Annotated in this window: 24 protein-coding genes, 1 tRNA gene and 1 riboswitch; of the genes, 9 read left to right on the plus strand and 16 right to left on the minus strand. The window is 49.5% G+C overall.

Annotation, left to right across the window (positions count from 1 at the left end; all coding sequences use genetic code 11):
* Window positions 1-11: 11 nt before the first annotated feature.
* The gene (locus tag EKM71_RS07530; protein ID WP_125573997.1) at window positions 12-1,100 is read right to left on the minus strand and encodes a PfkB family carbohydrate kinase; all 1,089 of its coding nucleotides are present in this window, start codon (window positions 1,098-1,100) and stop codon (window positions 12-14) included.
* 153 nt (window positions 1,101-1,253) lie between these two features.
* Window positions 1,254-1,325: transfer RNA gene (locus EKM71_RS07535), tRNA-Gln, on the minus strand.
* 233 nt (window positions 1,326-1,558) lie between these two features.
* Between EKM71_RS07535 and EKM71_RS07540 the strand changes: the two genes are divergently transcribed.
* Window positions 1,559-2,548 carry a LacI family DNA-binding transcriptional regulator gene (locus EKM71_RS07540; RefSeq protein WP_125573998.1) on the plus strand — a complete coding sequence of 330 codons (990 nt, stop codon included), beginning with the start codon at window positions 1,559-1,561 and terminating at the stop codon, window positions 2,546-2,548.
* Between the two features lie 126 nt (window positions 2,549-2,674).
* Here the strand turns inward: EKM71_RS07540 and EKM71_RS07545 are convergent, their stop codons facing one another.
* The 4 genes from EKM71_RS07545 to scrK form a co-directional block, all read right to left on the minus strand.
* Complete coding sequence (locus tag EKM71_RS07545; RefSeq protein ID WP_125573999.1) at window positions 2,675-3,067, minus strand: VOC family protein; 393 nt, start codon at window positions 3,065-3,067, stop codon at window positions 2,675-2,677.
* A gap of 84 nt (window positions 3,068-3,151) precedes the next feature.
* The gene (locus EKM71_RS07550) at window positions 3,152-3,850 is read right to left on the minus strand and encodes a fructose permease (protein WP_225418020.1); all 699 of its coding nucleotides are present in this window, start codon (window positions 3,848-3,850) and stop codon (window positions 3,152-3,154) included.
* 93 nt (window positions 3,851-3,943) lie between these two features.
* Entirely contained in the window at window positions 3,944-4,945 is a 1,002-nt protein-coding gene (locus tag EKM71_RS07555) for a zinc-dependent alcohol dehydrogenase family protein (protein WP_125574000.1), read from the minus strand.
* Window positions 4,946-4,973: 28 nt separating this feature from the next.
* A complete protein-coding gene (scrK, locus tag EKM71_RS07560; RefSeq protein WP_125574001.1) occupies window positions 4,974-5,849 on the minus strand; it encodes a fructokinase ScrK in 876 nt (291 codons plus the stop codon).
* A gap of 318 nt (window positions 5,850-6,167) precedes the next feature.
* Window positions 6,168-6,265, plus strand: a riboswitch (guanidine-I (ykkC/yxkD leader).
* Window positions 6,266-6,321: 56 nt separating this feature from the next.
* Here scrK and EKM71_RS07565 point away from each other — a divergent pair.
* Both EKM71_RS07565 and EKM71_RS07570 read left to right on the plus strand, forming a co-directional pair.
* The gene (locus EKM71_RS07565; protein ID WP_125574002.1) at window positions 6,322-6,648 is read left to right on the plus strand and encodes a DMT family transporter; all 327 of its coding nucleotides are present in this window, start codon (window positions 6,322-6,324) and stop codon (window positions 6,646-6,648) included.
* 1 nt (window position 6,649) lies between these two features.
* A complete protein-coding gene (locus tag EKM71_RS07570) occupies window positions 6,650-6,964 on the plus strand; it encodes a DMT family transporter (RefSeq protein ID WP_125574003.1) in 315 nt (104 codons plus the stop codon).
* Window positions 6,965-7,018: 54 nt separating this feature from the next.
* On the opposite strand, the gene EKM71_RS07575 is transcribed toward EKM71_RS07570, so the two are convergent.
* From EKM71_RS07575 to EKM71_RS07595, 5 genes are all read right to left on the minus strand, one after another.
* Window positions 7,019-9,223: a glycoside hydrolase family 65 protein gene (locus EKM71_RS07575; RefSeq protein WP_125574004.1), complete on the minus strand. Its 2,205-nt coding sequence runs from the start codon at window positions 9,221-9,223 to the stop codon at window positions 7,019-7,021.
* 29 nt (window positions 9,224-9,252) lie between these two features.
* Complete coding sequence (locus EKM71_RS07580) at window positions 9,253-10,305, minus strand: alpha/beta hydrolase fold domain-containing protein (RefSeq protein WP_125574005.1); 1,053 nt, start codon at window positions 10,303-10,305, stop codon at window positions 9,253-9,255.
* Between the two features lie 76 nt (window positions 10,306-10,381).
* A complete protein-coding gene (locus EKM71_RS07585; protein ID WP_125574006.1) occupies window positions 10,382-11,764 on the minus strand; it encodes an MFS transporter in 1,383 nt (460 codons plus the stop codon).
* A gap of 307 nt (window positions 11,765-12,071) precedes the next feature.
* The gene (locus EKM71_RS07590; protein ID WP_125574007.1) at window positions 12,072-12,587 is read right to left on the minus strand and encodes a hypothetical protein; all 516 of its coding nucleotides are present in this window, start codon (window positions 12,585-12,587) and stop codon (window positions 12,072-12,074) included.
* 11 nt (window positions 12,588-12,598) lie between these two features.
* Complete coding sequence (locus EKM71_RS07595) at window positions 12,599-13,135, minus strand: PadR family transcriptional regulator (RefSeq protein WP_164504758.1); 537 nt, start codon at window positions 13,133-13,135, stop codon at window positions 12,599-12,601.
* 176 nt (window positions 13,136-13,311) lie between these two features.
* Here EKM71_RS07595 and EKM71_RS07600 point away from each other — a divergent pair, with 176 nt between their 5' ends.
* Together EKM71_RS07600 and EKM71_RS07605 are read left to right on the plus strand one after the other, a co-directional pair.
* Window positions 13,312-13,848: a phenolic acid decarboxylase gene (locus EKM71_RS07600; protein ID WP_125574009.1), complete on the plus strand. Its 537-nt coding sequence runs from the start codon at window positions 13,312-13,314 to the stop codon at window positions 13,846-13,848.
* A 347-nt stretch (window positions 13,849-14,195) separates the two neighbouring features.
* Entirely contained in the window at window positions 14,196-14,657 is a 462-nt protein-coding gene (locus EKM71_RS07605; protein WP_125574010.1) for an NUDIX hydrolase, read from the plus strand.
* A gap of 45 nt (window positions 14,658-14,702) precedes the next feature.
* Here the strand turns inward: EKM71_RS07605 and lepA are convergent, their stop codons facing one another.
* Window positions 14,703-16,499: a translation elongation factor 4 gene (gene lepA, locus EKM71_RS07610; protein ID WP_125574011.1), complete on the minus strand. Its 1,797-nt coding sequence runs from the start codon at window positions 16,497-16,499 to the stop codon at window positions 14,703-14,705.
* 201 nt (window positions 16,500-16,700) lie between these two features.
* Here lepA and EKM71_RS07615 point away from each other — a divergent pair, with 201 nt between their 5' ends.
* On the plus strand, window positions 16,701-17,225 hold the full coding sequence (locus EKM71_RS07615; RefSeq protein WP_125574012.1) for a GNAT family N-acetyltransferase: 525 nt from the start codon (window positions 16,701-16,703) through the stop codon (window positions 17,223-17,225).
* A 121-nt stretch (window positions 17,226-17,346) separates the two neighbouring features.
* On the opposite strand, the gene EKM71_RS07620 is transcribed toward EKM71_RS07615, so the two are convergent.
* Window positions 17,347-18,348 carry a 2-hydroxyacid dehydrogenase gene (locus EKM71_RS07620; RefSeq protein ID WP_125574013.1) on the minus strand — a complete coding sequence of 334 codons (1,002 nt, stop codon included), beginning with the start codon at window positions 18,346-18,348 and terminating at the stop codon, window positions 17,347-17,349.
* 24 nt (window positions 18,349-18,372) lie between these two features.
* Window positions 18,373-19,446, minus strand: a complete 1,074-nt coding sequence (locus tag EKM71_RS07625; protein WP_125574014.1) for an AEC family transporter — start codon at window positions 19,444-19,446, stop codon at window positions 18,373-18,375.
* 635 nt (window positions 19,447-20,081) lie between these two features.
* Here EKM71_RS07625 and EKM71_RS11080 point away from each other — a divergent pair.
* Both EKM71_RS11080 and EKM71_RS07630 read left to right on the plus strand, forming a co-directional pair.
* Entirely contained in the window at window positions 20,082-20,246 is a 165-nt protein-coding gene (locus EKM71_RS11080) for a hypothetical protein (RefSeq protein WP_164504754.1), read from the plus strand.
* A gap of 81 nt (window positions 20,247-20,327) precedes the next feature.
* Complete coding sequence (locus EKM71_RS07630; protein WP_125574015.1) at window positions 20,328-21,980, plus strand: peptide ABC transporter substrate-binding protein; 1,653 nt, start codon at window positions 20,328-20,330, stop codon at window positions 21,978-21,980.
* Window positions 21,981-22,119: 139 nt separating this feature from the next.
* Here the strand turns inward: EKM71_RS07630 and EKM71_RS07635 are convergent, their stop codons facing one another.
* Both EKM71_RS07635 and EKM71_RS07640 read right to left on the minus strand, forming a co-directional pair.
* On the minus strand, window positions 22,120-22,671 hold the full coding sequence (locus EKM71_RS07635; protein ID WP_125574016.1) for a phosphoribosyltransferase family protein: 552 nt from the start codon (window positions 22,669-22,671) through the stop codon (window positions 22,120-22,122).
* A 3-nt stretch (window positions 22,672-22,674) separates the two neighbouring features.
* Window positions 22,675-23,751, minus strand: coding sequence for an NCS2 family permease (locus EKM71_RS07640; RefSeq protein ID WP_125574017.1), 1,077 nt, complete (start codon window positions 23,749-23,751; stop codon window positions 22,675-22,677).
* A gap of 289 nt (window positions 23,752-24,040) precedes the next feature.
* Here EKM71_RS07640 and EKM71_RS07645 point away from each other — a divergent pair, with 289 nt between their 5' ends.
* Window positions 24,041-24,457, plus strand: a complete 417-nt coding sequence (locus tag EKM71_RS07645; RefSeq protein WP_125574018.1) for a MerR family transcriptional regulator — start codon at window positions 24,041-24,043, stop codon at window positions 24,455-24,457.
* Window positions 24,458-24,496: the final 39 nt, after the last annotated feature.

Below are 24,496 nucleotides of genomic sequence, written 5' to 3' on the forward strand. Positions count from 1 at the left end.
CCCGATCACCATCAGTCATCTAAGGCGTGTTGCCGACGACGGAGGACTTGCGCACTCATTCTGTCATTGACTGCATCATCGGCCTCGGTGGTAATGTAAGTGGCTGCCACTCCCGCCTTAGCTGTTTGGCTGAAGTCCTGATGATTAAGTCTGGCCCAAGCTAAAGCCGCCACTGCGGACGCCCCAGCCCCATTCGTGTTGCGCGCGTCTTGCTCGGTATCGGGAAAAAAGACCGCCTGCTCTGCATTTTGATAAAGGATTCCCACCTCGTCAATGTAAATAAAGACATTGGTGACCCCCCGCCCAATCAGATCAGTGGCGGCTTGCCGCGCAGTGGCCTCGTCACAAATCGTAATCTTCGTTAGCAGAGTGGCCTCCAACGCATTGATAACCAATGTATCAAGCCGATCAATGCCATCATAAAGATTCATCATCTTGTTAATCCCGACGGCCTTTGCAAATAACGGCACCGTCACGTGGTTATAGAGCCACTTAATCGTCCGCTTGGGAAGATTGGAGTCGATAATCACTAGGTCAGAGTTATTAAGCGTCTGCTCATGCCCCATTAAATATTGAGGGGTGATATACGCGTTGATATCCATGTCATCGATCCCAACAATGCGGTCTCCTTGAGGTTGATTGACGAAGAGATACATCGACGTGGGCTCATTGGCAATTTGTTTGGCATGGCTAATATCAATCTGATTGGTTAACGCGTCTTCCTTAAAGATTTCGCCGTTACGATCGTCACCATAGGCCGCGATAAAGTAGGGTTTCACACCCAGCTTGCTGAGGTTGACCGCCACGTTTCGGCCGACACCACCTAACTTGGTATAAATTTTTCCGGAATAAGAACTCTGATTGGTTACCGTTGTACCGGAGACCCCCAGGATGTCCATATTAATTCCACCGACCACCGTCACGTACTTCGGTGGCGTAATCACGTACCCTTTGCCCTGGATATAACCTTTCTTGACCAGGTTGGAAATATGAGCCGCCACACCAGACCGGGTGATTCCGGCCAACTCTGCTAGCTCATTTTGCGTAATCATGGGATTCTGTTTGATCCATTCCAGAATCTGCTGCTCGCGGCTTGTCACTGCTGATCACCTTTTCCTTTCGATCTTTGTTATTGTGTTAACCATACCCCAGCACTCCCCGCCTTGCCAACTCATTTGATCGGGATACGGGGAAAATAACACAAAAAAACTGTCAGTCGCAAAACGACTGACAGTTCCTTGTTAAACCTCTGATTGGGCTAGCTGGGTTCGAACCAGCGCATGACAGGATCAAAACCTGTTGCCTTACCACTTGGCTATAGCCCAAGAATTCGGTCATCACTGACCCAACAGGAACTAATTTTAGCATTTATCCCCCTAAAAATGCAACCCCTTTTTTTCTTCCACGCAGAATTAGTTGACGACCATGCTTCTAACCGCTACGCTAAATATACAATTACCAGGTGTACCGTTTATTCGATGTTTAGATTTATGGGATAAGATACCTAATCAACAGTCCTTTTGTACCCCATTCTATTTTCAGAAAAGAAGGAACTGACATGTCCGGTAAGATTACCATTAAAGATGTTGCCAAACAGGCTGGTGTCTCTGAAGCCACCGTTTCTCGGGCTCTCAATAATAGCCCGCAGGTGAAACGTGATACCCGCCAAAAGATTCAAAACATTGCGCGTAATCTCGGGTACCATCCCAATGGACTGGCCCGCAGTATTCGCGTCCAACAAACCCACACACTGGGCATGATCATTCCCGACATTCTCAATGGCTTTTTCACCCATTTGAGTCGTGCCATTGAAGACCAAGCCGCGAAGTCCGGCTACGATGTTCTGATCGTCAACACTGACGAAAGCCTGGAAAAGGAAACTAAGGCACTCAACTTGATGTTGGAAAAACAAGTCGATGGCCTCTTAATTGCCAGCGCCGGTGAAGCAACCAACTACACCGACATCTTGGGCAACACGCCTGCTGTCTTCGTAGATCGTATGCCACCAGCTGGCACGGCCCCTGAATACGACCGCGTCCTTGTCGACAATGGTCAAGGCACCCAGGCCGTGGTGGCCCAACTCATTAATCAAGGGGCTCACCGAATCGGGATCATTAACAGTGCCGTTCCCGCCACTGCCGACGAACGACTCCGTGGCTATCACGAGGCGCTGGCTGCTGCCAGCCTTCCCATCGATCCCGCCATCGAGGTCGTCGCTCGCACTGACAACAGCAACGTTGGTCAGATGACCCGTCAGCTCCTGGTGAACCAGAAGTGTGATGGCCTCTTCGCAGCAGATAACACCATCATGCGTGCCGTTCTGACAAGGCTAACCACGCTTGATGTGCCGGACTTCCAGCTAGGTGGTTTCGACGATAGCGATTGGTTCGACTTCTTGGAAAAACCAATTGTCACGGCCCAACAACCCATCACGAGGCTCGGTGAGGTTGCCGTAAACCACCTGATCGCCAAGATTCAGAATCCACATCAGATCCCCCAAGAGGTGCGGCTCACAGCGACCATTATTCCACGAGCAACAAAACGTTAACTTTAAACCTCATCACAAAAATCGCCCTACCGTTATCTCAGTAACGGCAGGGCGATTTTCATTTAACGTGTCAATACGTGTGCCAATCAGCCATCGCTTCCGACTAACTGCCTATTGTTACACGTTTTAATCTAGAATCTGACAGAATTCAATCGTTTCATGATTAGGTCCCAGAATGTTGAAGAACCGGATCCCTTTCTTCCAAAAAGATGGGATAGACTGAATTTCATCGTTAACCATGGTCAACCCTTGGGCCTTGGCAGCAGCGAAGGCCTGGTCGACGTCGGTCGTGTTTAAGGAAATGTGGTTAATGGCGCCGGCCTCTGGATGAGTTGGATCGCCTTCCCACGTTTCGATGGTTAGGTTGCCCAACCGCATGAATGCACACCGATTCTTTCCATTAGGAAATAGGCCGGCCTGTTCGAAACCTAGAGATTCGTAAAATGCGATAGTCTTGTCTAAATCTGCTGAAGGAATCCCAACGTGTTGGATTCCAGTGATGAAGTCACTAACTGACATTTTTTTGCTCCTTTTTTAGCTAAGTCGTGCTGGCTATGCTGTAGAAATAGGGATTAAAGGCCACTAACCGTCCTTTAAATTGTCTTATTTTCCGACATCCACTGCCTGATGCTTCAGCTTAGGGAAGATCACCTTGTCGGCAATCCCTGTAATCCCACCTTGTGCCAGAAAGGCAAAGATGGTCCCCAACCCAAAGTTCGTGAATGACCGCGTAATCAAGAGGGCCACGATAGCCATGATAGTAGGTGGAATGTATGACACCCACATCGCTTTGGCCGCGTTCCCCTTGAAGTAACGGAATCGCAAAATTTGCATCAGATCATCGGCCGGATGCAAGACCAGGTTGACCCGTTGGTAGATAGAGATGGCCACCGCAATGAAGGCCACTCCTAAGAAGTTCAGGAAGACGTAGAGCACAATCATCCCCATAGACCGGGCTTCCGGTAACCCCACAAACAAGGCGGGATACTTGCCATTAAAGAAATCCTCAAACACCTGAATCAAAGCGGAAAATGGCACCATGAAGATCATGTTTCCGGCAATCCGTTTCCAGTCCCAGTGACGAATCAGAACGGCATTTAGCACGGACGTCAGAAAACCCATGATAAGAAACGCCCAGAATAGGTTCCAATGGAAGGCCGTTCCCAGGTTCGCCTCCGCCGCAGACCAGTACGCCGCTCCTAAGAACGACGGGTGAATCTTGGCGCTCGTCACCAACGTCAGCACGTTTCCGGCAGAGTTGATCACCAGTGATAAGGCGAAGTAGGCAATGGCTTTCCCCATCGAAATTGTACGCCCGTTAGCGGTATCCAAAGTTGCCGCTCCGCCGTTTAAATCAGTTGTCGCTTCAACTTTCACAATTATCCCTATCCTTTACTAGTCACTGACCTTAACAACAGCCTTGCTGACACCGGCAACCTTGCCATTCAAGACGTCTTCCACTTGTTCCAAGCCAACTTCGTGGCTGATCAAGGATTCAACATCCAATTGGCCGCTAGCTAACAGTGCAATGGCATCTTCAAAGGCGTAAGGGTTGATGAAGGCCCCCTGAATCTTCAATTGCTTTTGGTAAACCTCATACGTGTTCATTGAGAAGGTCTGGTTAGGCTTCCCAACACCGAACATCAAAACCTGGGCGCCCTTTTTGGTAGCTTCAACTGCCTGTTCTTGCGTCTGTGGCAACCCAACAGCTTCAATGACAACATCGTAATCAGCGGGAATACTTTCACGCGTGGTGTTGTACGTATTCGTCACCCCAAATTTTTCCTTGTTGAAGGCTAATTTCTTATCATTCAAGCCGGCAAAATCCACTTGGTGAACACCATAAGCTTGTAATAATTGCACGAAAATTTGCCCCATGAAGCCGTCTCCGATGACCAAAGCTTTTTGGTATGGTGTTAAGTCCAGTAATTTCACCCCGTGGACTGCACATGAGATAGGTTCTGTCGTGGCAGCTGATTTCAATGAAACGCTGTCAGGCAGTGGATAAACAACGGATGCTGGTGCAGTAAAGGACTTTTCCAAGCCACCATCACGCGTTACCCCAACAGCAGATAAGTTGTCACAAAGTTCTGGTCGGTCAGTACGGCAGTATTCGCATTCGCCACAATAGATGTTCGGGTCAACGGTCACGCGGTCGCCAACTTTAACGTTGGTCACTTCGCTCCCAATAGCAGCAACGATCCCTGAGTTTTCGTGGCCTAATACAATGGGTGGAACCGCATCAGCTGAGCCAGGAAGGCCGGCGTAAAGCGCACGATCAGTCCCACAAATACCGGCATAGGCGGTGTTCACTAAAACCTCGTTAGGTTTAACTTCGGGCGTTGGTAAATCTTGAATTTCCATTTTTTTAGTTCCGGTCAATACTAAAGCTTTCATCAGATAAATCTTCCTCTCTTTGTGCTGTTCATTTGTTGTATTCTTTGAGCGCGAGGGCAAAGTCCCCGAGCGTGGCTGAGCCGTTATCCTTAACGGAAGGCATCACGATGTAATCTTCGAGATTGCCCACGTCAACATAGTTATTCAGTAACTTAGCGAATTCGGCGCGTACCTTCACCAAGAATTCTGGACTGACCACGCCACCGCCAAAGACAATCTTGTCGGGACGAATCATCAGCGTTTCTTGCAAGGCCGCCTGTGCCACGTAGTAGGCCATAATATCCCACACGTGATCAGTCATTGGCACTTCGTGACCATGCTTCCCAGTCCGTGCTTCAAATGTTGGTCCACTGACCAGGCCTTCGAGACAATCCCCATGGAAGGGGCAAATGCCGTCGAAGTCCAGGTCGTCTGGGTGGCGCTTGACGCGAACGTGACCCATCTCTGGGTGACCCATGCTCCCGACAAACTTGCCATCCACGATAGCGCCGGCACCCACACCAGTCCCAATCGTGAAGTAAACCAATGACGAAATCTTTTCGTTGAAAAGCGTGGCGACCACATATTCACCGTAAGCCGATCCATTCACATCGGTTGTCCAGTACATCGGCACGTCCAGGTCTTGCTTCAAGCGACCCAAGAAGTCCGTGTTCGCCCAACCCGGCTTGGGTGTATCCGTGACATACCCGTACTTGGGTGAGTTGTGTCGTAATTCAATCGGACCAAATGATGAAATGGCAATGGCCTTTAAATCCGGATACTGCTTGAAATAGGCAACACACTGACTCAAGGTTTCTTCCGGTGTCGTGGTGGGAATGATGACCCGGTTGTTCGTGCGATAGTCTTCGTTACCAATTGCACAAACGAACTTTGTTCCACCAGCTTCAATACTTCCAAGTTGCATACTCGCTACCTCCATATTTTTGCCGGGGACCGTGACCCGCGGCACCAATTACTAAGCACTGAATGACTGATCTAGTCATTTTTAAATCGCTTTCAGTATAGCATCGGGTCCAATCTTGAGAAGGCGTTTTCACGCGTCAATATTTTCAGAAAAGTCCGATAAAACAAGTCGCCATCGAAATGCAATCGATTTCATTTTTCGTGAAATGGGTCACTTTATTGTCGCTAATCACGCGTTTTCAGCCTCACCATCCCGACTATCTCTCGGTTGACCCCCGCTAAGATCCGTGCTAATCTAACCTTACCGAATCAAATCGCATACTTTGTTTTCTAGGGTTCCGCTACATCAGTAGGCCTGGTCCGAGAGAAAACCCGTGGGTGGTCCCACGGACACGGAAGGGAAAAAGCCTGGGAGATTTTGTCATCACGACAGAATTTCTCAGGCTTTTTCTGAATTTTATAGGAGGAAAACGATGACTAAACATTGGTTTCGCGTGATTATTGGTGCCATTTTCGAGGTTAGTTGGGTCGTGGGCTTCAAGCACGCCAATACTTGGTGGGAATGGATTCTAACGGCCGCCGCCGTCTATTTGAGCTTCTACTTCCTTATCAAAGCTGGTGAAGTCCTGCCGGCCGGCACGGCCTACGCCGTCTTCGTTGGACTTGGCACGCTAGGAACGACACTGGTCGGCATTCTAGCCTTCAATGAGCCCGTCAGCGTGGCCAAGGTCGCCCTGGTGGTCTTACTCTTAATTGGAATCGGCGGCCTTCAAACGGTGACAACAAAGGAGGCGGACTAATATGGCCTGGATCTGGTTAATCTTCGCCGGCCTTTGTGAGATGTCCGGTGTCACCTTCATGAACTGGGCGATCCATCGCCGCACCTGGTGGTTGTGGACCCTAATGGTGATCGGTTTTACCTTTAGCTTTGGCGCCCTAGATATTGCCTTACAAACGCTGCCAATGGGTACGGCTTACGCTGTGTGGACCGGGATCGGCGCCGCTGGAGGCGTCCTCACCGGAATGCTTTTCTTTGGGGAATCCAAGGATTGGCGTAAACTTCTGTGGGTCGCCGTCATCTTAATTGCCGTAATCGGTCTCAAATTAATTAGCTAAAAAACAAGCCTTACCCCTGAGACTCTCGGTTCTCCAGGTAAGGCTTGTTTTCGTTTAACTGACTTTTTCTAATGAAATGAGCTTGCCATTAACACTGACACCATACGTCGGAATTGGACCGCTGATAACCGTGACATTGGTCGTCGTCGCCGTCAGATCGATTTCTAAGACGCTCTCCGCAATCTTCATCCGATAGGTCAGTCGTTGCAGGTTCTGAGGTAAATGATTGGTAAAGTGGACCACTTCGTCCTGAACATAGAATCCAGAGAACCCGGCCACAAGGGCCAACCAGCTCCCCCCCAGATTTGCCAGGTGTAAGCCATCCGCTGTATTCCCTTGTAAGTTCACCAAGTCCATTCTAGCGGTATCCATGAAGTACTTGTAGGCCTTCTCTCGGTCATCCATGCGGGCCGCCAAAATGCTGAAGATCGACCGCGACAGAGAAGAATCATGCGTCGTGACACCTTCGTAATAGCGATATTCCCGTTTCAGTTCCTCAGTCGTCAGATCCTCTGGGAAGAGGTATTCTGCCAACAGCGTATCGGCTTGCTTAGCCACCTGATAACGATAGATCGTCAATGGGTGGTAGTGCAATAGTAGCGGGAAGTTATCCGGCGTCGACCGGTCCTTAGGCCAGCGTGGCTTGTCGAGAAAACTATCATCCTGCTCGTTAATCTTAAGATCGGGGCTGTATGGCAGATAGACGTGGTCAGCCAGATTCTGATAAACAGCCAGATCGGACTCACTGACACCAAAACTGTCCAAGCTCCCTGGCGACCGTTTCTGAATCTCACGAGCCAGATCAACGACTAGCTGAAAGTTATGCTTGGCCAACCGGTTCGTATAGTAATTATTGTTGACCAAGGCCGTGTATTCGTCGGGCCCCGTCACGGTGTGAAACTCAAATCGACTTTCAGTGCCAATCTGTTGCCAAGATCCAAAATCCTCCCAAAAACGAGCGGTCTCGAGAACCATTTCAAATCCACATTGCAAGATGAAATCCAGATCGCGAGTGATCTCGTAGTACTTGCCAACCGCGTAAGCAATATCCGCATCAATATGGTATTGCGCGGTTCCAGCTGGAAAGTATGGCGATGCCTCTTCACCATTAATCGTCCGCCAAGCAAACAGCGCCCCCTGACTGGCACCCAAGGTATGCGCCCGTTCTCTGGCCTTAGGTAGAATCTGATAACGGTAAACCAGAAGTTGTCGTGCCATCTGTTGATTGGTGTAGATGAAGTACGGTAGCATGTACATTTCTGTATCCCAGAAATAGTGACCTTCATAACCAGAGCCGCTCAGGCCCTTAGCGGCGATATTGGTGCGACCATCCCGCCCTGCAGCTTGATTCAGTTGGAAGATATTGTAGTGAATGGCCAAATCCAACTCATCATTTCCTTCAACGGCAACTTCACTGCGTTGCCAGACGTCTTGCCAAAAATTCTGGCTGTCTGATGTTAACGCATCTAGCGACGTCGCGACGAACATAGCGGACGGATCAATCGTATTCTGCCGGCTAATGTCACCCACATAAGCTTCATACTCCAACGTATGTGGTTGCCGGTCGCTGAGATCAACTGGCTGTTGCAAGAGACTTGCTTGCGCCGTTAATAAGCCCAGATATAGGGTCACCGCCTGCTTTGTATTGTGGGTCTTGACATGGTAACGTTGCAGGTCGTTGGCCAAGAAGGTTGTTTCACAGATTGGGACACCAGCTAATCGCGTCTTGCGCGGATCAGCCGAGCTAATGGCCTCTGCTTCGGCAGGTACCGCAATCGATTTGCTAACGAGCAACCCGCCAGCGTAATTGCCTGGCGCAAAGGTATACCCGATCGCCCAAAAGTTTGAACGGCTCTGTCCAATCACCGAGGTGACCGTCAGATTAACCGTTTCCCCCTGCTCAGTACTCATCAAATAATCTTCGACAAGCTTTCCATTGCTCAGGTCCAAATCCGTCGCCGTACGTTTACTCCGTGTAAAATGGTGACCCGTATTCGTCGTCACATGGACATGTCGCAAATCTGGTAAATTCAGAATAGTTTGATGCTTCTGAGCATAGCCGACCCCCGCCTCACCATAGGTAATAGGGGCAGTCTCATAGAACCCATTGATTAACGTCCCTGAAATTGGATTCCCGTTAATCGGATCGTTGGCTCGAACACCAAAGTGACCGTTCCCCAACGAAAAGATCGTTTCCAAATATTCCGGCCGCTGATCAGAAACGTCTTGTAAAGTTAAGTGATAATCTCGTAAGTTCACACTGATCTCCCCCCAATGTTGCCTATACTTTAGATCAACTTTGCCGCCGAGCGCAAGGCGTCTTGAACAGCTGGTACGTTCCCAGTGAAGTTCAGGAAGGCATGGCTGATCCCACCGTAACAGAAGTAATTGGCGTCCTCATTAGCCCGACCAACTTGCTGGATGAAGGCCTCACCCTGCAAACGGAATGGATCATATTCGCCGACCAAAAGAGTCGTGTGCTTAAACATCTGGGGGTTAGCCAGTAGTGGCGACAGAAGTGGTGCCGTCAGATCCAACGGCTGATCCGCCACATAGTAGCCACTCATAATCGTATCGAGTTGCTCAAATAGCTGATAACTCCGATGCAAGGCGTGCCGCTGTTCCGACACGATGTCGATGCGACTGTCGTCCCACAACTCGCCATCCAGATCCGATCCCTGGATCACGGTTGGATAGAATAGCATGTGCGAGGCAATCGTGCAGATGCCCATGGAGTGACAAAGCTGACTGACCGCCAAGGCAATTGATCCCCCGGCCGAATCACCACCCAATGAGATGTGGTGATAGTCCTTGGTCATGGCGGCCACCACGGCCAAACCATCCAAGATACCCGCTGGATAAGGTTGTTCCGGTGCTAAAGCGTAGTCCACGTTATAGACCACACAATTTGCCTGCTCTGCGACATACTTCAGTGCCAGTAAAACATCTTCTGGCGTGCCACCATAATAAGCCCCTCCATGGAAATAAATGAGAGCCTTATCTGCCGTCAAGTGGTCCATCCGCGCAATTCGAATGACGCGAACTCGTCGATTCATCGCGACAATCTGTTGCATCTCAACCTTCATATCGACGGTCGTCAAATCCTTTTGCCCAGAGGTTTCTGTCCCTTGCCGCAGGCTAAAAAGATCGGATGGCAAGTGTGGATTTTCTTCAATTGAGGCGACCGTCTCCCAGACTAAGGGTTCAAACGTATGCAGTGGTTCACGGTCCTTAATCCATTTGGTCACACCATCTTCGACATAGGTGGCTGTCATGCTTTTTAACCGACGTAATTCGTCTGCATACCCCAGAGATTGCTTGGTTGTTGTGTCATTCAACATGATGATTACCCCTCTCATAAGATAACCCGGCAATGGATCAGTGATTCCCCCAGATCCCCTGACGGGTCAAAGATTATTAAGCTTCTTCGTGTTCTAATTCAGCCTTTTCTTGTTCGGCCTTTAACGCCGCAACCTTATTTTCATCCAGCTTGTAGAAGTGCAGAATAACCACAATTCCCAAGGCCAGGATGACTGGTAACCAGATAAAACTGGTACTGATAGCAGTCACCGCCTTGGCTCCTTGAATCTTTGCTGCAGCACTGAAGCCACCCCAGGAAAGAATCCAGCCGGCTAAGAAACCACCAAATCCCATCCCTAACTTAGCCCCAACCATTGGGACAGAAGACAGAATTCCGGGTTCATCAATCCGCAGCTCAGTCCGAGCATATTCTACCGTATCCGCAATCATCACGAAAGCAATCGAGAAGGCAGCCCCCATGGCGATCGTAGCGATGATGTTTCCCGCAAAAAGGAAGAAAAGATTCTTGTGTAACAGTCCAATTGGCATGATAGCTTCTCCAATAGCGAAGGTAACCATGGCGACAATCATGACGTACTTGTGTCGCATAATTTTACTTAAGAATGGCACTGACAGGTTCCCAATAACAGCCACAATGACTAAGCCGTTAAACAACCCAATCATATCTGTCCGACGATAAACGTAGGTTAAATAGTACACCGCCGTTTGCATCCGAATAACCCAGAAGGTCTGTAAGAGGATAAAACTCAGACTCAGCAGAACCCAAGGTTTGTTCTTCGCAGCCCCTTTCAAGGATTCCCAAACACCCAGGTGACCCTTGATGGCTTCGCCTTCATTCTTCGATTCTACAATTGGCTTCTCCTTCAAATTAGCGAAGGCCCCGAAGAATAGAACCATGATGGCAACCCCAATCATGGCCGCCCAAATGGTCCACCCACGTTGCGCATTCTTACCACCCAGAAATGCGACCATTGGCAGTGAAACGGCCCCGATAACGGCCGTCCCGATGTTGGTCATAACCATCCGGGCACTGGCTAAATTTGTCCGTTCATCTGGGTCGGACGTCAAACTCGGCAGGATAGCCGTGATAGGCGTATTAGCGCCAGAATAAACCAAACTGAACAGGGTGTAAATGACGGCAATCCAAGTTAACTGAAAAGCCTTGTTTCCCCCGAACGAAGGGTTAAAGAATAGCAGAATCGTCAAAATTCCCAGTGGAATCCCAAACCATAAGAAGTAAGGCCGAGATTTTCCGTACTTCGAGTGGGTGTGGTCGATCAAGAAGCCATAAACCACCCCATCAAACGCGTCAATACACCGAACGACCAGGAATAATGTCCCCACGAATGCTGGTGAAATGCCCATGACCGTGGTGTAGTAGAACAAGAGATAAAGCCCAACGATCTGCCAAATCAGGTTACCAGCCATATCCGTCGCGCCATAGAAGAAACGCTGTTTCCAGATCTGTAACTTACTCATAATAAAACCCTCCCCCAAATATTTTGATCCGCTCAACTTGTAACCGCTTACATATATAGCATACTGGACCGCTGTCCCCACGTGAATCCCGATACTTTGCCAACCACTTACCTTTTCTAACCTAAGTGACCGATCTGTGAGGATCCACTGTCAGCTTGACAAACGAACCTAGTTACCGCCCTCATAATACCCGATAACTTACTGGATAACTGGTGATGGGACTTAATTAGTAACGCTTCCTAACTCACCCTTATAGTCCAAATTAAAAGCCCAGAACGCCAAGTCCTAGGCCTAATCGACTATCGCATTACCAATTGTCAAAATCCCAATCCTGAATATCTGCTGCCGTGAAAGCTTGAAGTGCAATTCCCGTAAGTTCCTGTAATTGGCGTGCTTGTTTTTCCGGCAGGTTCACCACGGCGTAGCCTTCGTGACCCAAAGCAGCCAAGACCCAATGACCATTCAAATAGAAGGTTAGATCCGATGGCAATTGATCCGGACTTTCCGAATCTCCACGGCCACCCCATTCGTAGAGACTCGTTGCCGAACGTTTTAGAACACGCGTCGTCGCACTGTTACAGGCAACTTGAAAAACCGTGATACCATGGTGCCGCAGACTATCATTCATCGCATTGCGCGTCACCTGACGAGTCTTTAAAATATCAGGTTTCAACTGCGTCATAACGTGCTGGTAGGAGGCCGCATATGGCACCCCACCGATATTATAGTGTGAAAGTTCAATATAGTCGGTATGTTCACCAAGTACCTGAATCAATCGTCGATACACCTGTCCCGCTGGATTCGTTAACACGTGATAATACATGGTCTACCCCTCTAATCTGTTAGGTATTTGGTCAACCACGCCACATAATCTCGTTCCCGTTCGATGGCATGATCCAGAATCAAATAGTGGCCGTATGCCTGTTCCTTAGCGTCATCTGTTGAAAAGACCGTTTTACGGCGACTCTCCAAATGATCAAGTTGGGTCTGATGCAGACGCAATTGTTCGCGCAACATTGGCTGAATTCGGGGGTCCGTATCCGTTTTGATAAAGTACAGTTTAAGAATAAATTCATCCTTGCTGGGCGTCAATTCTGGCGAAGGTTCGCTGACCCACGCCACTAGCTTATCATGTCCACTGGGTGTGAGCGTATACTGCTTCTTGGCCAGTTTTTCGCCCGCAACCGTATCCTCGTGGGTAATTTCTCCCGCCGCTTCCATTCGTCGTAATAACGGGTAAATTTGGCTGTGCTGGGCCTGCCAGAATTCCCCAATCTCATTTTCAAATGCCTTGGCCAAGTCGTAGCCGGTCTGTGGTCGCTGATTCAGTAACCCCAAAATAATATATTGTAGTCGATTTCGCTGTCCGATACTGGCCATCCCCCTTGATTTCGCGCGGTTTACTTACTTTCATTGAACCAGTTTCGCCGCCAAACATCAAGAAAAATTGTTGACAGCACGTGCCGATCGTCTTATAGTAATTCCATCGACTTAAACATGTAATTAATTACATGTTTTAAATATCATAATTTAAGGAGTGGCGACACATGACGAAACAATTCAAAACCCTTGACGACTTCTTGGGAACTCACTTTATCTACACCTACGACAATGGTTGGGAATACGAATGGTACGCTAAGAACGACCACACCGTTGACTACCGGATCCACGGCGGCATGGTTGCCGGCCGTTGGGTAACCGATCAAGAGGCCAACATCGTCATGCTGACCGAAGGCATCTACAAGGTTGCTTGGACAGAACCAACTGGGACCGACGTGGCCCTGGATTTCCTGCCTAACGAAAATAAGGTCAACGGCACGATCTTCTTCCCCAAGTGGGTTCAAGAACATCCTGAAATCACGGTAACTTACCAAAACGAACACATCGACGTCATGGAAGCCGCTCGGGAAAAGTACGCGACTTATCCTAAGATGGTCGTTCCTGAATTCGCCACCATCACTTACATTGGTGACGCTGGTCAGAACAACGAAGACGTTATCGACGAAGCCCCTTATGCTGGCTTACCTGACGAAATCCGCGATGGCCGATACTTCGATAGCGACTACAAACGGGTAAACAAGTAGGTCCGGCGTTAAATCGTAACGGGCCATCTGTAACGACGCTTGTTCTTAATCAAAGCCCTTGGCTGAGCACAGTTGCCGCTATAACATTGATCAAGTTCATTTAAAAGAATGGCGCCGTCCTCCCAAAAGGGTACACGACGCCATTTTGATATTCTCAATTAAAGCCAACCCTTTCGAGATATTGCAGGGATCATCTTAGATACTGACTATCCTGTGAGCTTCTTGATGGGTTTCCTTCTAGCGGCTATGACTATCGTGACCACCTAACGTGTTCCCCGCCATACCACTCTTGCTGGAACGACCTTGCGCTATAATGAACGTAACTCTTCGAGAAAGGTGGTCATCCCATGGCCAATTACATTCAAGAAATCCGACAACTGGTCGGTCATCGTCCGCTCATCTTAAATGCCGCCGGGGCCATTCTGGTCAACGCTAAGCAAGAGGTGCTACTCAACCTGCGAACCGATACGCACAATTGGAGCCTCCCCGGAGGATTCCTCGAATACGGCGAAACTTTTGACACCGCCTGCATTCGTGAATACAAAGAAGACGCTGGGATCGATGTCGAACTCATCCAACCACTGGGGATCTTCGATCAAGGCTTCACGACCTACCCTAACGGCGATCAGACCCAAGTGATTTGTCGTCTCTACCTGGTCAAACAGGTTGGCGGTCGGCCCCTTGAGACGGCTACGGACGAAACCCTCGATCTAAAATACTTTCCGTTCGACCAGCTCCCACCCCTATTAAATCAACAGACGGCGGATATGCTAGCAGCCGGAAAAGCTTACTTTGAACAGAATAATTAGATAAATAGGGTGATGCCAATGGCATCACCCTATTTATTACGCTATTTATTTTTCAAGATCCAATACGGCATTGAAAACTTCCTGTGGCAACTCAATATCACTGTGAGCGGCCTGACGCTTGTTGGCACTCTGGCGCCGCAACTGCGCAGCTTTCTTCGAGGCACTCTTCTTCTCACCGTTAGCCGCTGCATTCTTGCGCAACGGTGGTACGTCGACTCTGGCCAAGGCCTTCCCCTCAACCACCGACTGCACTGGCATCGGATAAAGCTTCCGAGGAATCACGAATTTTAACTTGTGAACCAGCTCCTGGGCAACGCGTGGGGCATCTTCGCGGTGAACTACGAACGACAGGGCATCGACTCTGGCATAGTTGACGTGCACTTCAATCTTAACGACGTCCGCCAAATCATATCCAGCCAAAGCCGTCGTCAACGTGGCATAACCATGTGAAACGGACTTTAGCGCATTGAAGAAGTCGTAGGCAATCTCAGCAAATGGCAATTCATAGTTCAAAACCACCAGGTCACCTTGATTGTTCATATCCTGGAGCGTTCCCCGATGCTGATCGGCTAGCTTCATCACTGGCCCTAAGCTTTCGCTAGTCGTGGTAATCGTTGCTTTAGCCAGGGGTTCCTCGACAAAATCAATCTTCGAATAATCGGGAAACTTGATGGGATTATTGACAACGATCGGGTCATCGGTGTTCTTGAGATGCACGCGGTAGGTCACGTTAGGTGCAGTCGTCAAGACATCCAGCCCGTACTCATCGTGCAGACGTTCACGGATAATTTGTAAGTGAAAGATTCCTAAGAATCCACACCGGAAGCCAGCACCCAAGGCCTCGGAATTCTCCGGGCGGTAATGGAAGGACGTGTCATTTAACGCGAGCTTCTCCACGGCCAACTGGAGATCGTGATAATGATCCCCTTGCGGATAGAAACCGGCAAAGACCATTGATTGGGCTGGCTCATAGCCGGGAAGCGCCGTCTCCGTGGGATTGGCAGCCAATGTCAGGGTATCCCCTACGCGTAAGGCCTGTGGGTCCTTCAGACCAGTAACCACATACCCAACATCGCCGACTCCCAGCTGCTTAGCGGGCACCCGGGCTGGAGCAAAGATCCCAATCTCATTAGCCGCGACGGCCTGTTGGTTCGCCATCAAAACAAGGTTGTCGTTGGCCTTTAGCTGACCATCTACCAACCGAACATAAGCAATGATCCCCTTAAAAGCATCGTATTGAGAGTCAAATACCAACGCTTTGAGTGGGGCCTTGGCATCACCGACTGGAGCAGGAATGGTCGTGTGGATGGCCTCCATCACGTCATGGACGTTCAGGCCAGTCTTAGCCGAAATTTTGAGAACGGGTACGTCCACAAATTCCGGCGAAAGGTCTCTAATCTGCGCAATCGTTCGATCGACATCGGCCGCAGCCGCATCAATCTTGTTCACAACCGGAATGACCACCAAATGGTTATCCTGGGCCAAACGAAGATTAGCCACCGTCTGGGCCTGAACCCCTTGCGTCGCGTCGACTAAGAGAATGGCCCCATCGCTGGCGGCTAAACTTTTGGAAACCTCATAGGTAAAATCAACGTGTCCTGGGGTATCGATAAAGTTGTATTCGTACTCCTGACCATCGTCGGCTCGATAGTAGTTCCGTACCGTTCGGGACTTGACGGTCACGCCATGTGCCTGCTCAACCTGGAGATCATCCAGCAGTTGTGCCTTACTTTGACGGTCATTAACCGTTTGCGTCTGTTCCATAATGCGATCGGCCAACGTCGACTTTCCGTGGTCGATATGCGCAATAATCGCAAAATTTCTGATGTGACTGGGATTCATATTTGTGCTCCTCCTTAAGGATGCCACCAAGAACGTCGTGGATCTCGGCTTCTAGTCTGATCATGATCACCGATTCGTGAGATTTATCAACCCATCCCCAACCGTTAGACCTTTTTTACTATCATACACTGTTTCCGTTCCATCTTCGCGACTAAAAATGTGGTATTCTAACAAAGTAATCTTTTTTAAGGAGGTCATCATTTGAGTCTAATTTTCATCAAACGCGCGACACGTCGTGATCTCTCAACAATTATGGCGTTGATTGACCGCGCCAAGGAACAATTGAAAGCTGCGGGAAGCCCTCAGTGGCAAGATGGCTATCCCGATCTGGCAACACTCACCGCGGACGTCGATGCCCAGCACTGCTGGCTATTAGACGTCGACGGTCAGGTAGCCGGCACAGCAACCATGATCATCGGCGACGATCCCAATTACCAACACATTGAAAATGGCCAGTGGCAGAACAACCAGGAACCCTATGCCACAATTCACCGCATTGCGATCGGCCCCGGTTTTCGTGGTCAGCATCTGAGCCATTATTTCTTTTCTAATTTAATCAGTGCCGCCTACCGAGAAGGCATTCGTAACTTCCGCGTGGACACACACGAACAGAACCAACAGATGCAGGCAATTGCCACTAATTTTGGATACAAGTATCGCGGGACTGTCTACGTCAACGATGGGCCTAACGGCGACCGCCGCGCTTATGAACTGAATTTGGATTAAGGAATCCGAATCCAGGTCACCATCCCTTTTGGGGGGGAGGCCATTAGCGCCTCAGGATTTACCCATTACGACAAAATAAGAACCTCGTAACCCTTTCAATCGGGTTACGAGGTTCTCTTCGTTAAATGTGAATGGCGTTACGCGTCTTCCCCGTCGTCAAGTAATCGTGGAAGTTCTGGTAACTGACGCTGATCATATCCTGCAGTGCTGGTTCTGTATACGACCCCATGTGTGGCGTAATCAGGACTTGTGGGTAACGCGCCAGGAGTTGTTGAACTTGGTCGTTGGGCACGTCGCGAACTTGGTCAAATTGCTTACCGAAGATGGCGCCCTCGTTCAAGATCACATCGGCACCGTAACCTGTCAGCTTCCCGGTATCCAAGCCTTGAAGAATGGCGGGAATAGCCGCCAACTCACCTCTAGCAGTGTTGATCAGTACCGCACCCGGCTTCATCTGTTCGACGAATTTGGCGTCGATCAGATTGTCATTCTTACCAGGGAAGTAAGGGACGTGAACCGACACGATGTCCGCTTGACCCAGCATGGTTGGCAGGTCACACAGCGTTACCGTCTCCTTAGCAGCTGGACTCGGGTACGGATCGTACGCCACCACGTTAGCCCCCAGGCCTTGGTAAAGCTTGGCTTCGGTCAATCCAATTCGCCCGACACCCATAATACCCACGGTTGCGGTGTGGATCTCCTTACTGAAGAGATCGGTCCCCACGGTAAAGTTGGCCTGATGCGTCCGATCCACGGCCAGATTGACGTGCCGGAAGAGCGTCATCCCCATAGTCAGAGCCAATTCAGCTACGGCAAATGGTGAGTACGCTGGAACCCGCGCCATGGCAATGCCCAAGTCGCTCGCGGCCTGTAGATCCATATGATTATACCCAACGGTCCGGGTGAAAACCATTTTTATTCCCCAGTCAGCGAACTTTTGTAAGTTTTGACGATCGACAACACAATTACCCCGTACCAGGACCCCATCAGCCCCCTTAGAAGCGTCGACATTGTCGTGGGTCAACATTTCCGGAACGTAGGTCATGTCAAAGCCAAACTGGTTGAGACGGTCGAAATAGGGCTCCTCGATGGGCCGAACCCCGTAAGACGTAATTTTTACCATAATCAAAAAACACTCCTTTTTGGATTAATGGAAGATACCTAAGCCGTTCAAGACCTCCATGATGGCAATCCAGACCGGCATCATCACAACAGCCGCAATTGTTGAGATGAACGACGCATTGGAGGACAAGACCGCCTCACGATCAAAACTAATGGCATAGGCAGAAGCCACGGCAGCAGTTGGCGTCGCCATCATCACGACAATGGTCGCAACCGCCACGTAACTCAGAGAAAGAATGCCCGTGACGTTCAACAGATACAAAATCACTAAATTCAATAATGGCACAATGATAACCTTGTTGAAGGCGTAGTACCAGGGGGTCTTGTCGGCAGCGGCATCTTTGAAGGAAATAGATCCTAAGGTAACCCCGATTGACAACCAAGCCAGCGGTGACGCCAAGTTAGCCAGATAGCTCAGTGGCTTGTAGAGCCAGAGAGCTGTTTGGTCAATTCGATAGAAAGCCACTGCGGCAACCCCGGTTGTCTGAACCCCGTTAACTGCGACCGGCACCGTGACTTGGGGCACTAGGTGTTGACCCAGCCACATGAACAACCCTAAGAAGGTCGCGATGACAATAGGATTCAGGAACATCTTCTTGACGTTCTTGGCTTCCATCTTCAGGCCAGACATCTTGATGTAAGCGTAAGAATACAGGAAGATCCGATACCCAATATTGAAGATGGAACTATACATGACCCCTTTGGCCCCGTAAACTGCCCCAACAATTGGAATCCCGAAGAACGTGGTCGATCCAAAAGTTGTCAGAATTGCCAGCACGTCACGTTGTTCTTTGACATAGCGCTGGTAAAGAAATGGCGTAACGAAGATGAGGAGAATATAGATAACAATCCCCCAAACCAATACCCCCATCCCTTGCTTAAAGGCATCCCCATTCATCGGTTGCATGAAGGAATTAAATGCCAGTGCAGGAATAGCCACACTCAAGACAACCTTTGTTAACACTTTCCCAAAGTTTTCCCCGAAGGTCCCTCTGCGTCGCAGGTAAAACCCTAACAGAATAATGAAAACAGTTGAGGTAATTGAACTAATAATTGCAGCGTTGGTAAAGGTCGTCGTGACAGCTTTCATGACTCCCATAATAATGCCCCCTATTACTAGAATTGGTACTGTGTCTATAGTACTCGTTTCAGCGTAAAACCGGGCTTTTGACGACTCGTAAGGAAGGTGAACTATTGGAATGATCCCTCTAAAAAAGTCGCTGAATTCTTTTGAATAAATATTTATTTTTTCGATTTTTATTCAAAAATGACGATCATCATATTCTGGCATTCTCCCCATATTCAGTCTAAAGCATTCAAAATTTATCAAGCTGCATCGACACATCATGTTCTCTTATTCACAATAAAATTCTTAAAGATCCCACGTTATCAACTTTAAAAAAGTTCACACTTTATAACTACCGACTACTCCAATGATCTGACGGGGTGTTAAACCCGGTCCCTTAACTTGCCGCCAGAGAAACAGCAGAATTAGCCGAGTCGATTTGAATAAAAAGTCAGCGCAACAGCAACCTATGCCGACCCGATTATTCATTCCGCATATAATCAGATCTCCCATCAATTGTTCTACTATATGCTCACAGATCGCCGCCACACCGCGGTTTAACTTTTTGAAATTCAGAGTTGACAAACCGAAATCCCGCGACTATTATTAGAGCCAAGTTAGAAATATACAGGAACGCATTACCAGGAAGAGTAGTCGTACCCGCTAAGATGCAGAGACCACCGGTAGCTGAAAAGGTGGCTTACAACGGTACAACGAAGATGAGCCTGGTTGCTAGTAGTCGGTGCAAGCTGCCTACCCGGATTGAAGCACGTTACCGCTTCCGACTTTTGGCAACAGAAGTTACGGAGGCACTGGGCGTGAGTTCAGTGTAAATCAAGGTGGTACCGCGAGTAAATCGTCCTTATGTTTAAGCATAAGGACGATTTTTTTTACTTTCAGAGGAGATGTTTGGGATGCACCAAAAACATGCAATTTATACGATTTTAACCCTGTCAGCACTCAGTCTTGTCACCCTCGCGGGGTGTGGTAACCAGTCCACCGCCGCTGGTCACAGTGGCCAATACGCGGCCAACCAAGTCTTGAATTGGACCGAATCCTCAGACTTGGCCTCCGCTGACCTGTCTAAGGCCACGGATACACTGAGTTTCACCGTTTTACAGAATACTCAGGAAGGCCTCTACAGGCTCAACAGCAAGGGAACCCCGGCCAATGCCCTAGCCACTTCGACGAAGTTAACCGACGGCGGAAAGACTTACACCTTTAACCTTCGCCACGGCGTGAAGTGGAGTAACGGCGACCCCGTGACAGCCAAAGACTTCGTCTATTCCTGGCAAAGAACGGTTGATCCAAAGACGGCCTCGCAAGATGCCTTCTACCTCTTCCCCGTGAAAAACGCCGAAGCCATCAACCAGGGCAAGCAACCCCTGAACAACCTAGGGATCAAGGCCACCGGCAAGTATCAATTGACGGTTTCGTTAACCCGTCCTGTCTCGTACTTCAAGAAACTTCTGGCCTGGCCACTGTTCTACCCGATTAATCAAAATGCTGTGAACAAGTATGGCAAGCGTTACGGTACCAGCTCCGCGACCATCGTTTCCGACGGGCCTTACCGTCTAACCAAATGGAGTGGCACGTCTGGCACCTGGACGTTAGCCAAGAACCCAACCTACTGGGACAAATCCCACGTTCACCTCACTAAAATTAACGAGGTCGTCACCAAGAGTCCCACGACCAGCTACAATCTCTTCAATGCTCAGAAGACCGACGAAACCCTTCTCAGTGGCCAGCAAGTCAAGAATAACTTGAACAATGAGAACTTCGTTAAGCGGCTGCCATCCGGAACACAACGCCTGGATCTGAATACCAAGAAAGTTCCCGCCTTTAAGAACCTCGACGTCCGCCGAGCCCTCTCACTGGCCATCAACCGTCAAGACTTGGTCAAAAACGTCTTGCAAGACGGCTCCGTCGCCTCCAATGGTTTCGTCCCATCCGGCATGGGCAATAACCCTAAGACCGGACAGGCATTTAATCAAGAGGCGGCTGTCTCCAGCGCCACTAGCTACAACCTCACGCAGGCTAAGCAACTCCTGGCTAAGGGCCTTAAACAGACCAAGGACAAGTCGCTAGATGTGACCCTGTCGGTTTCCGACACGGACTCCTCCAAGCAGACCGCCGAGTTCCTACAGAGTTCCCTTCAGAAGTTGCCCGGCGTCAAGATTGCCATCAAGACCGTTCCTTACGTTCAGTTAATGACCCAACAGAATAACGGCGATTACGACCTAACCATGAGTGGCTGGCAATCCGTCTTCGCTGATCCTATCAACTTCCTAGAGGTCTTCGAATCTGACTCGACGTTCAATACCACTGGCTGGAAGAATTCACAATTTGACCAACTCCTGGATCACGCCGAGAACCGTGACGGTAATCAACCAAACAAGCGTTGGTCCGAATTAGTCCAAGCGGAAAAGGTCTTGATGAACGACCAAGGCACTATTCCTCTGTACCAAGGGGCCAAATCACAACTCCTGCGAAAAAATGTCAAAAATATCAACTACAATCCTGCCGGTGTGCCTTATGACTTCAAGACGACCTATATTGCCAAGTAAGTCTATGTCCTGGCTGTGATTACTATAGAAGAAACTTGTTTACTGAATCTAAAGATAACGGGACCGTGCTAGTAGCACGGTCCCGTTTTTGGCTAATCATAATCCCCCAACTTACACATCAGGTTGGGGGATTGTGATCTTAATCGGTAATCGGAAACAGCGGTAATTCGGCGAGATAATGAATGTCGGTCCGGTCCACCGCATCCCCTTCTGCCAGAATGGCGACCTGACTAACAACGGTAGCTCCGGCACGCTCGACCAGTTCTTTGGCGGCCTGAAGCGATCCACCACTACTGATGACGTCGTCTACGATGACCACTTTTTTGGCGACCAAGCGATCGGCATCCGTGCCATCAAGGACCAGTTGTTGTGGTGCACTGGTCGTGATGGCTGATACCGGTACCGTTTGTGGGGCGCGCATGTAGTCCTTGACACTCTTGCGCAACACCACGTACTGCGCATGATTGGTACAACGACTGAGTTCCTGAGCTAGTGGAATTCCCTTGCTCTCCAAAGTTACCAGGTAATCGAAATCCGTTGGCACGCGTTTAGCCAGTTCACTGGCGGCGTAGTCGGTAAGTTCGGCATCCCCCAGCAAGACGAACGACGCAATCGCTAACGTGTCGCTGATGGGCATGATAGGTAATTGCCGCGTCAACGGCCCAACCTGTAACTCAAACTGTTTTTGCATCGCTTAAACCCCCAGTCCCAGAAGTGGCAACATGAATTTCAAAACAGCCCCCGTCAACAGCCCCGCGAACGGATCGGCTACCGCGGTAATCACCAAAGTGATAGCGGCAATGGTTCCTGTCGGTCCCTGCAAGGCGGTGGTCGCGTTAACTGGGAAGATCACAACCGTCCCCAAGATGAACAGAAACCCTGCGATAGAAGCACTTGGTACATACTTTCCCAACTTTGGCAACCAGCCCAAGGCGAGGATAGCAGCCATGATGAGCATCATCATGATCCCTGCCACGACTGGCTCCGGGGCACTCCCAGTCGCCGAGATAATGGCTTCTACCGGAGCCCCACCCAAGAGACTGGTCCCCATATCCGCGACGGACTGGGTGATCGTTAACAGATTCAGGTTCACCGGATTGGGCTTGATTCCCGTCATCTGACCGGTAATCAACCCATAAGAGATGTTGGCCCCAACGTTTAAGCACGCAAGGCTCAGTGCCCCACGAACGACCCGTACATTAACCATAGGCTTGGTAAAGACAAACCGCCGTGCGGTCACGTGTTCCGGTAATTCTGCACGGTAGTGTTCGATAAAAACAGCCGTCAGACTGGACCCCACCACGGAAATCACAATCGTCCAAACCAGATCCTTACTGACCAAGTAAGTTGCCGCTGCTAAGCCAACAGAAACCCAACCCGTGAGACGTTCCTTTTTGGCCATGCCCAGTGCAATCTTGGCAAGCATCAGGCCAACCCCGGCCATCATCCCGGCCATGATCCCGTTGCCCAGAATGGCCACAATCTTGGTTAACGTCCCCGTCACCCCGATCAGAAGCATCACGATCGATCCCCCAAGAATAATGGACGTCCGTTCACGTAAGTCGCGACCAAGGCTACCAGTCAGGGCCAGTGACTCCGCTTGAAAGGAAAGCGGTGCGACGGCCCCAAAGGCGCCATTGACCGCAGATGCAAATAGAAATGAAAACATAGTTGGAAAAATAGCAAATCCCAACGACATCGCCATGATCCCTTGTGGAATGCCGTTTAATACAACTCCGATGGCTGCTAACAGATCGGCTAGCCAATGCATAGACTTGTCCTCCACTTCAATTAACTTGATATTCGTCTTTCAATCAACATCATACGGTATTAAGTCGATATAGTCTATTACAATTGCTTATTAGGCGAACATTCTGTATAATTTTCGTTATTAAATTCGCTTTAGTTTAAGTGCTTGAACTATCACGGTTCAGATCAGTTTAGCCCCACAACGTCCCCAAAACAGGGGCCAAATTCTTGCGACGTTAGCCATTTTACCGTATGCTAGGACTACTTGCCTTCGTGTTAGACGAAGGCGTTCGTTTAAGGAGGATCCTAACTTGACTTATACCATCCACGAAGTTGCCGAAAAGCTTGGCATTTCGACCTACAGCATCCGTTATTACAACGATCACGGCATGTTACCATTCGTTCAACGCGACGCCAATAATAACCGTGTCTTTCATGACACCGACCTCGAGTGGTTGTCTATGATCGTTTGTCTCCGCGAGACAGGGATGTCCGTGAAACGCATCAAACACTATCAGGAGCTGATTCAAGAGGGAGACGCCACCATCAACGAGCGCTATGCCATGATGTGCGCCCAACAAGAGCAAACCTTGGCCGAAATTGCCGACTTGAAAAAGCACTTGGCCACCATTAATTACAAGGTAGCGCACTATGCCAGCATCCTCGAAAACAACGAACCTGATAGCTTCATCCCATCCAACCTGCGAACTGAGACGGTTGGCAAATAACCTGTCATCGCTTTTAGGCTAGAGATCTGTTCTCTGGCC

Origin of the sequence: Levilactobacillus huananensis (assembly GCF_003946145.1) — a bacterium.
In the GTDB taxonomy this organism is placed as follows: domain Bacteria; phylum Bacillota; class Bacilli; order Lactobacillales; family Lactobacillaceae; genus Levilactobacillus; species Levilactobacillus huananensis.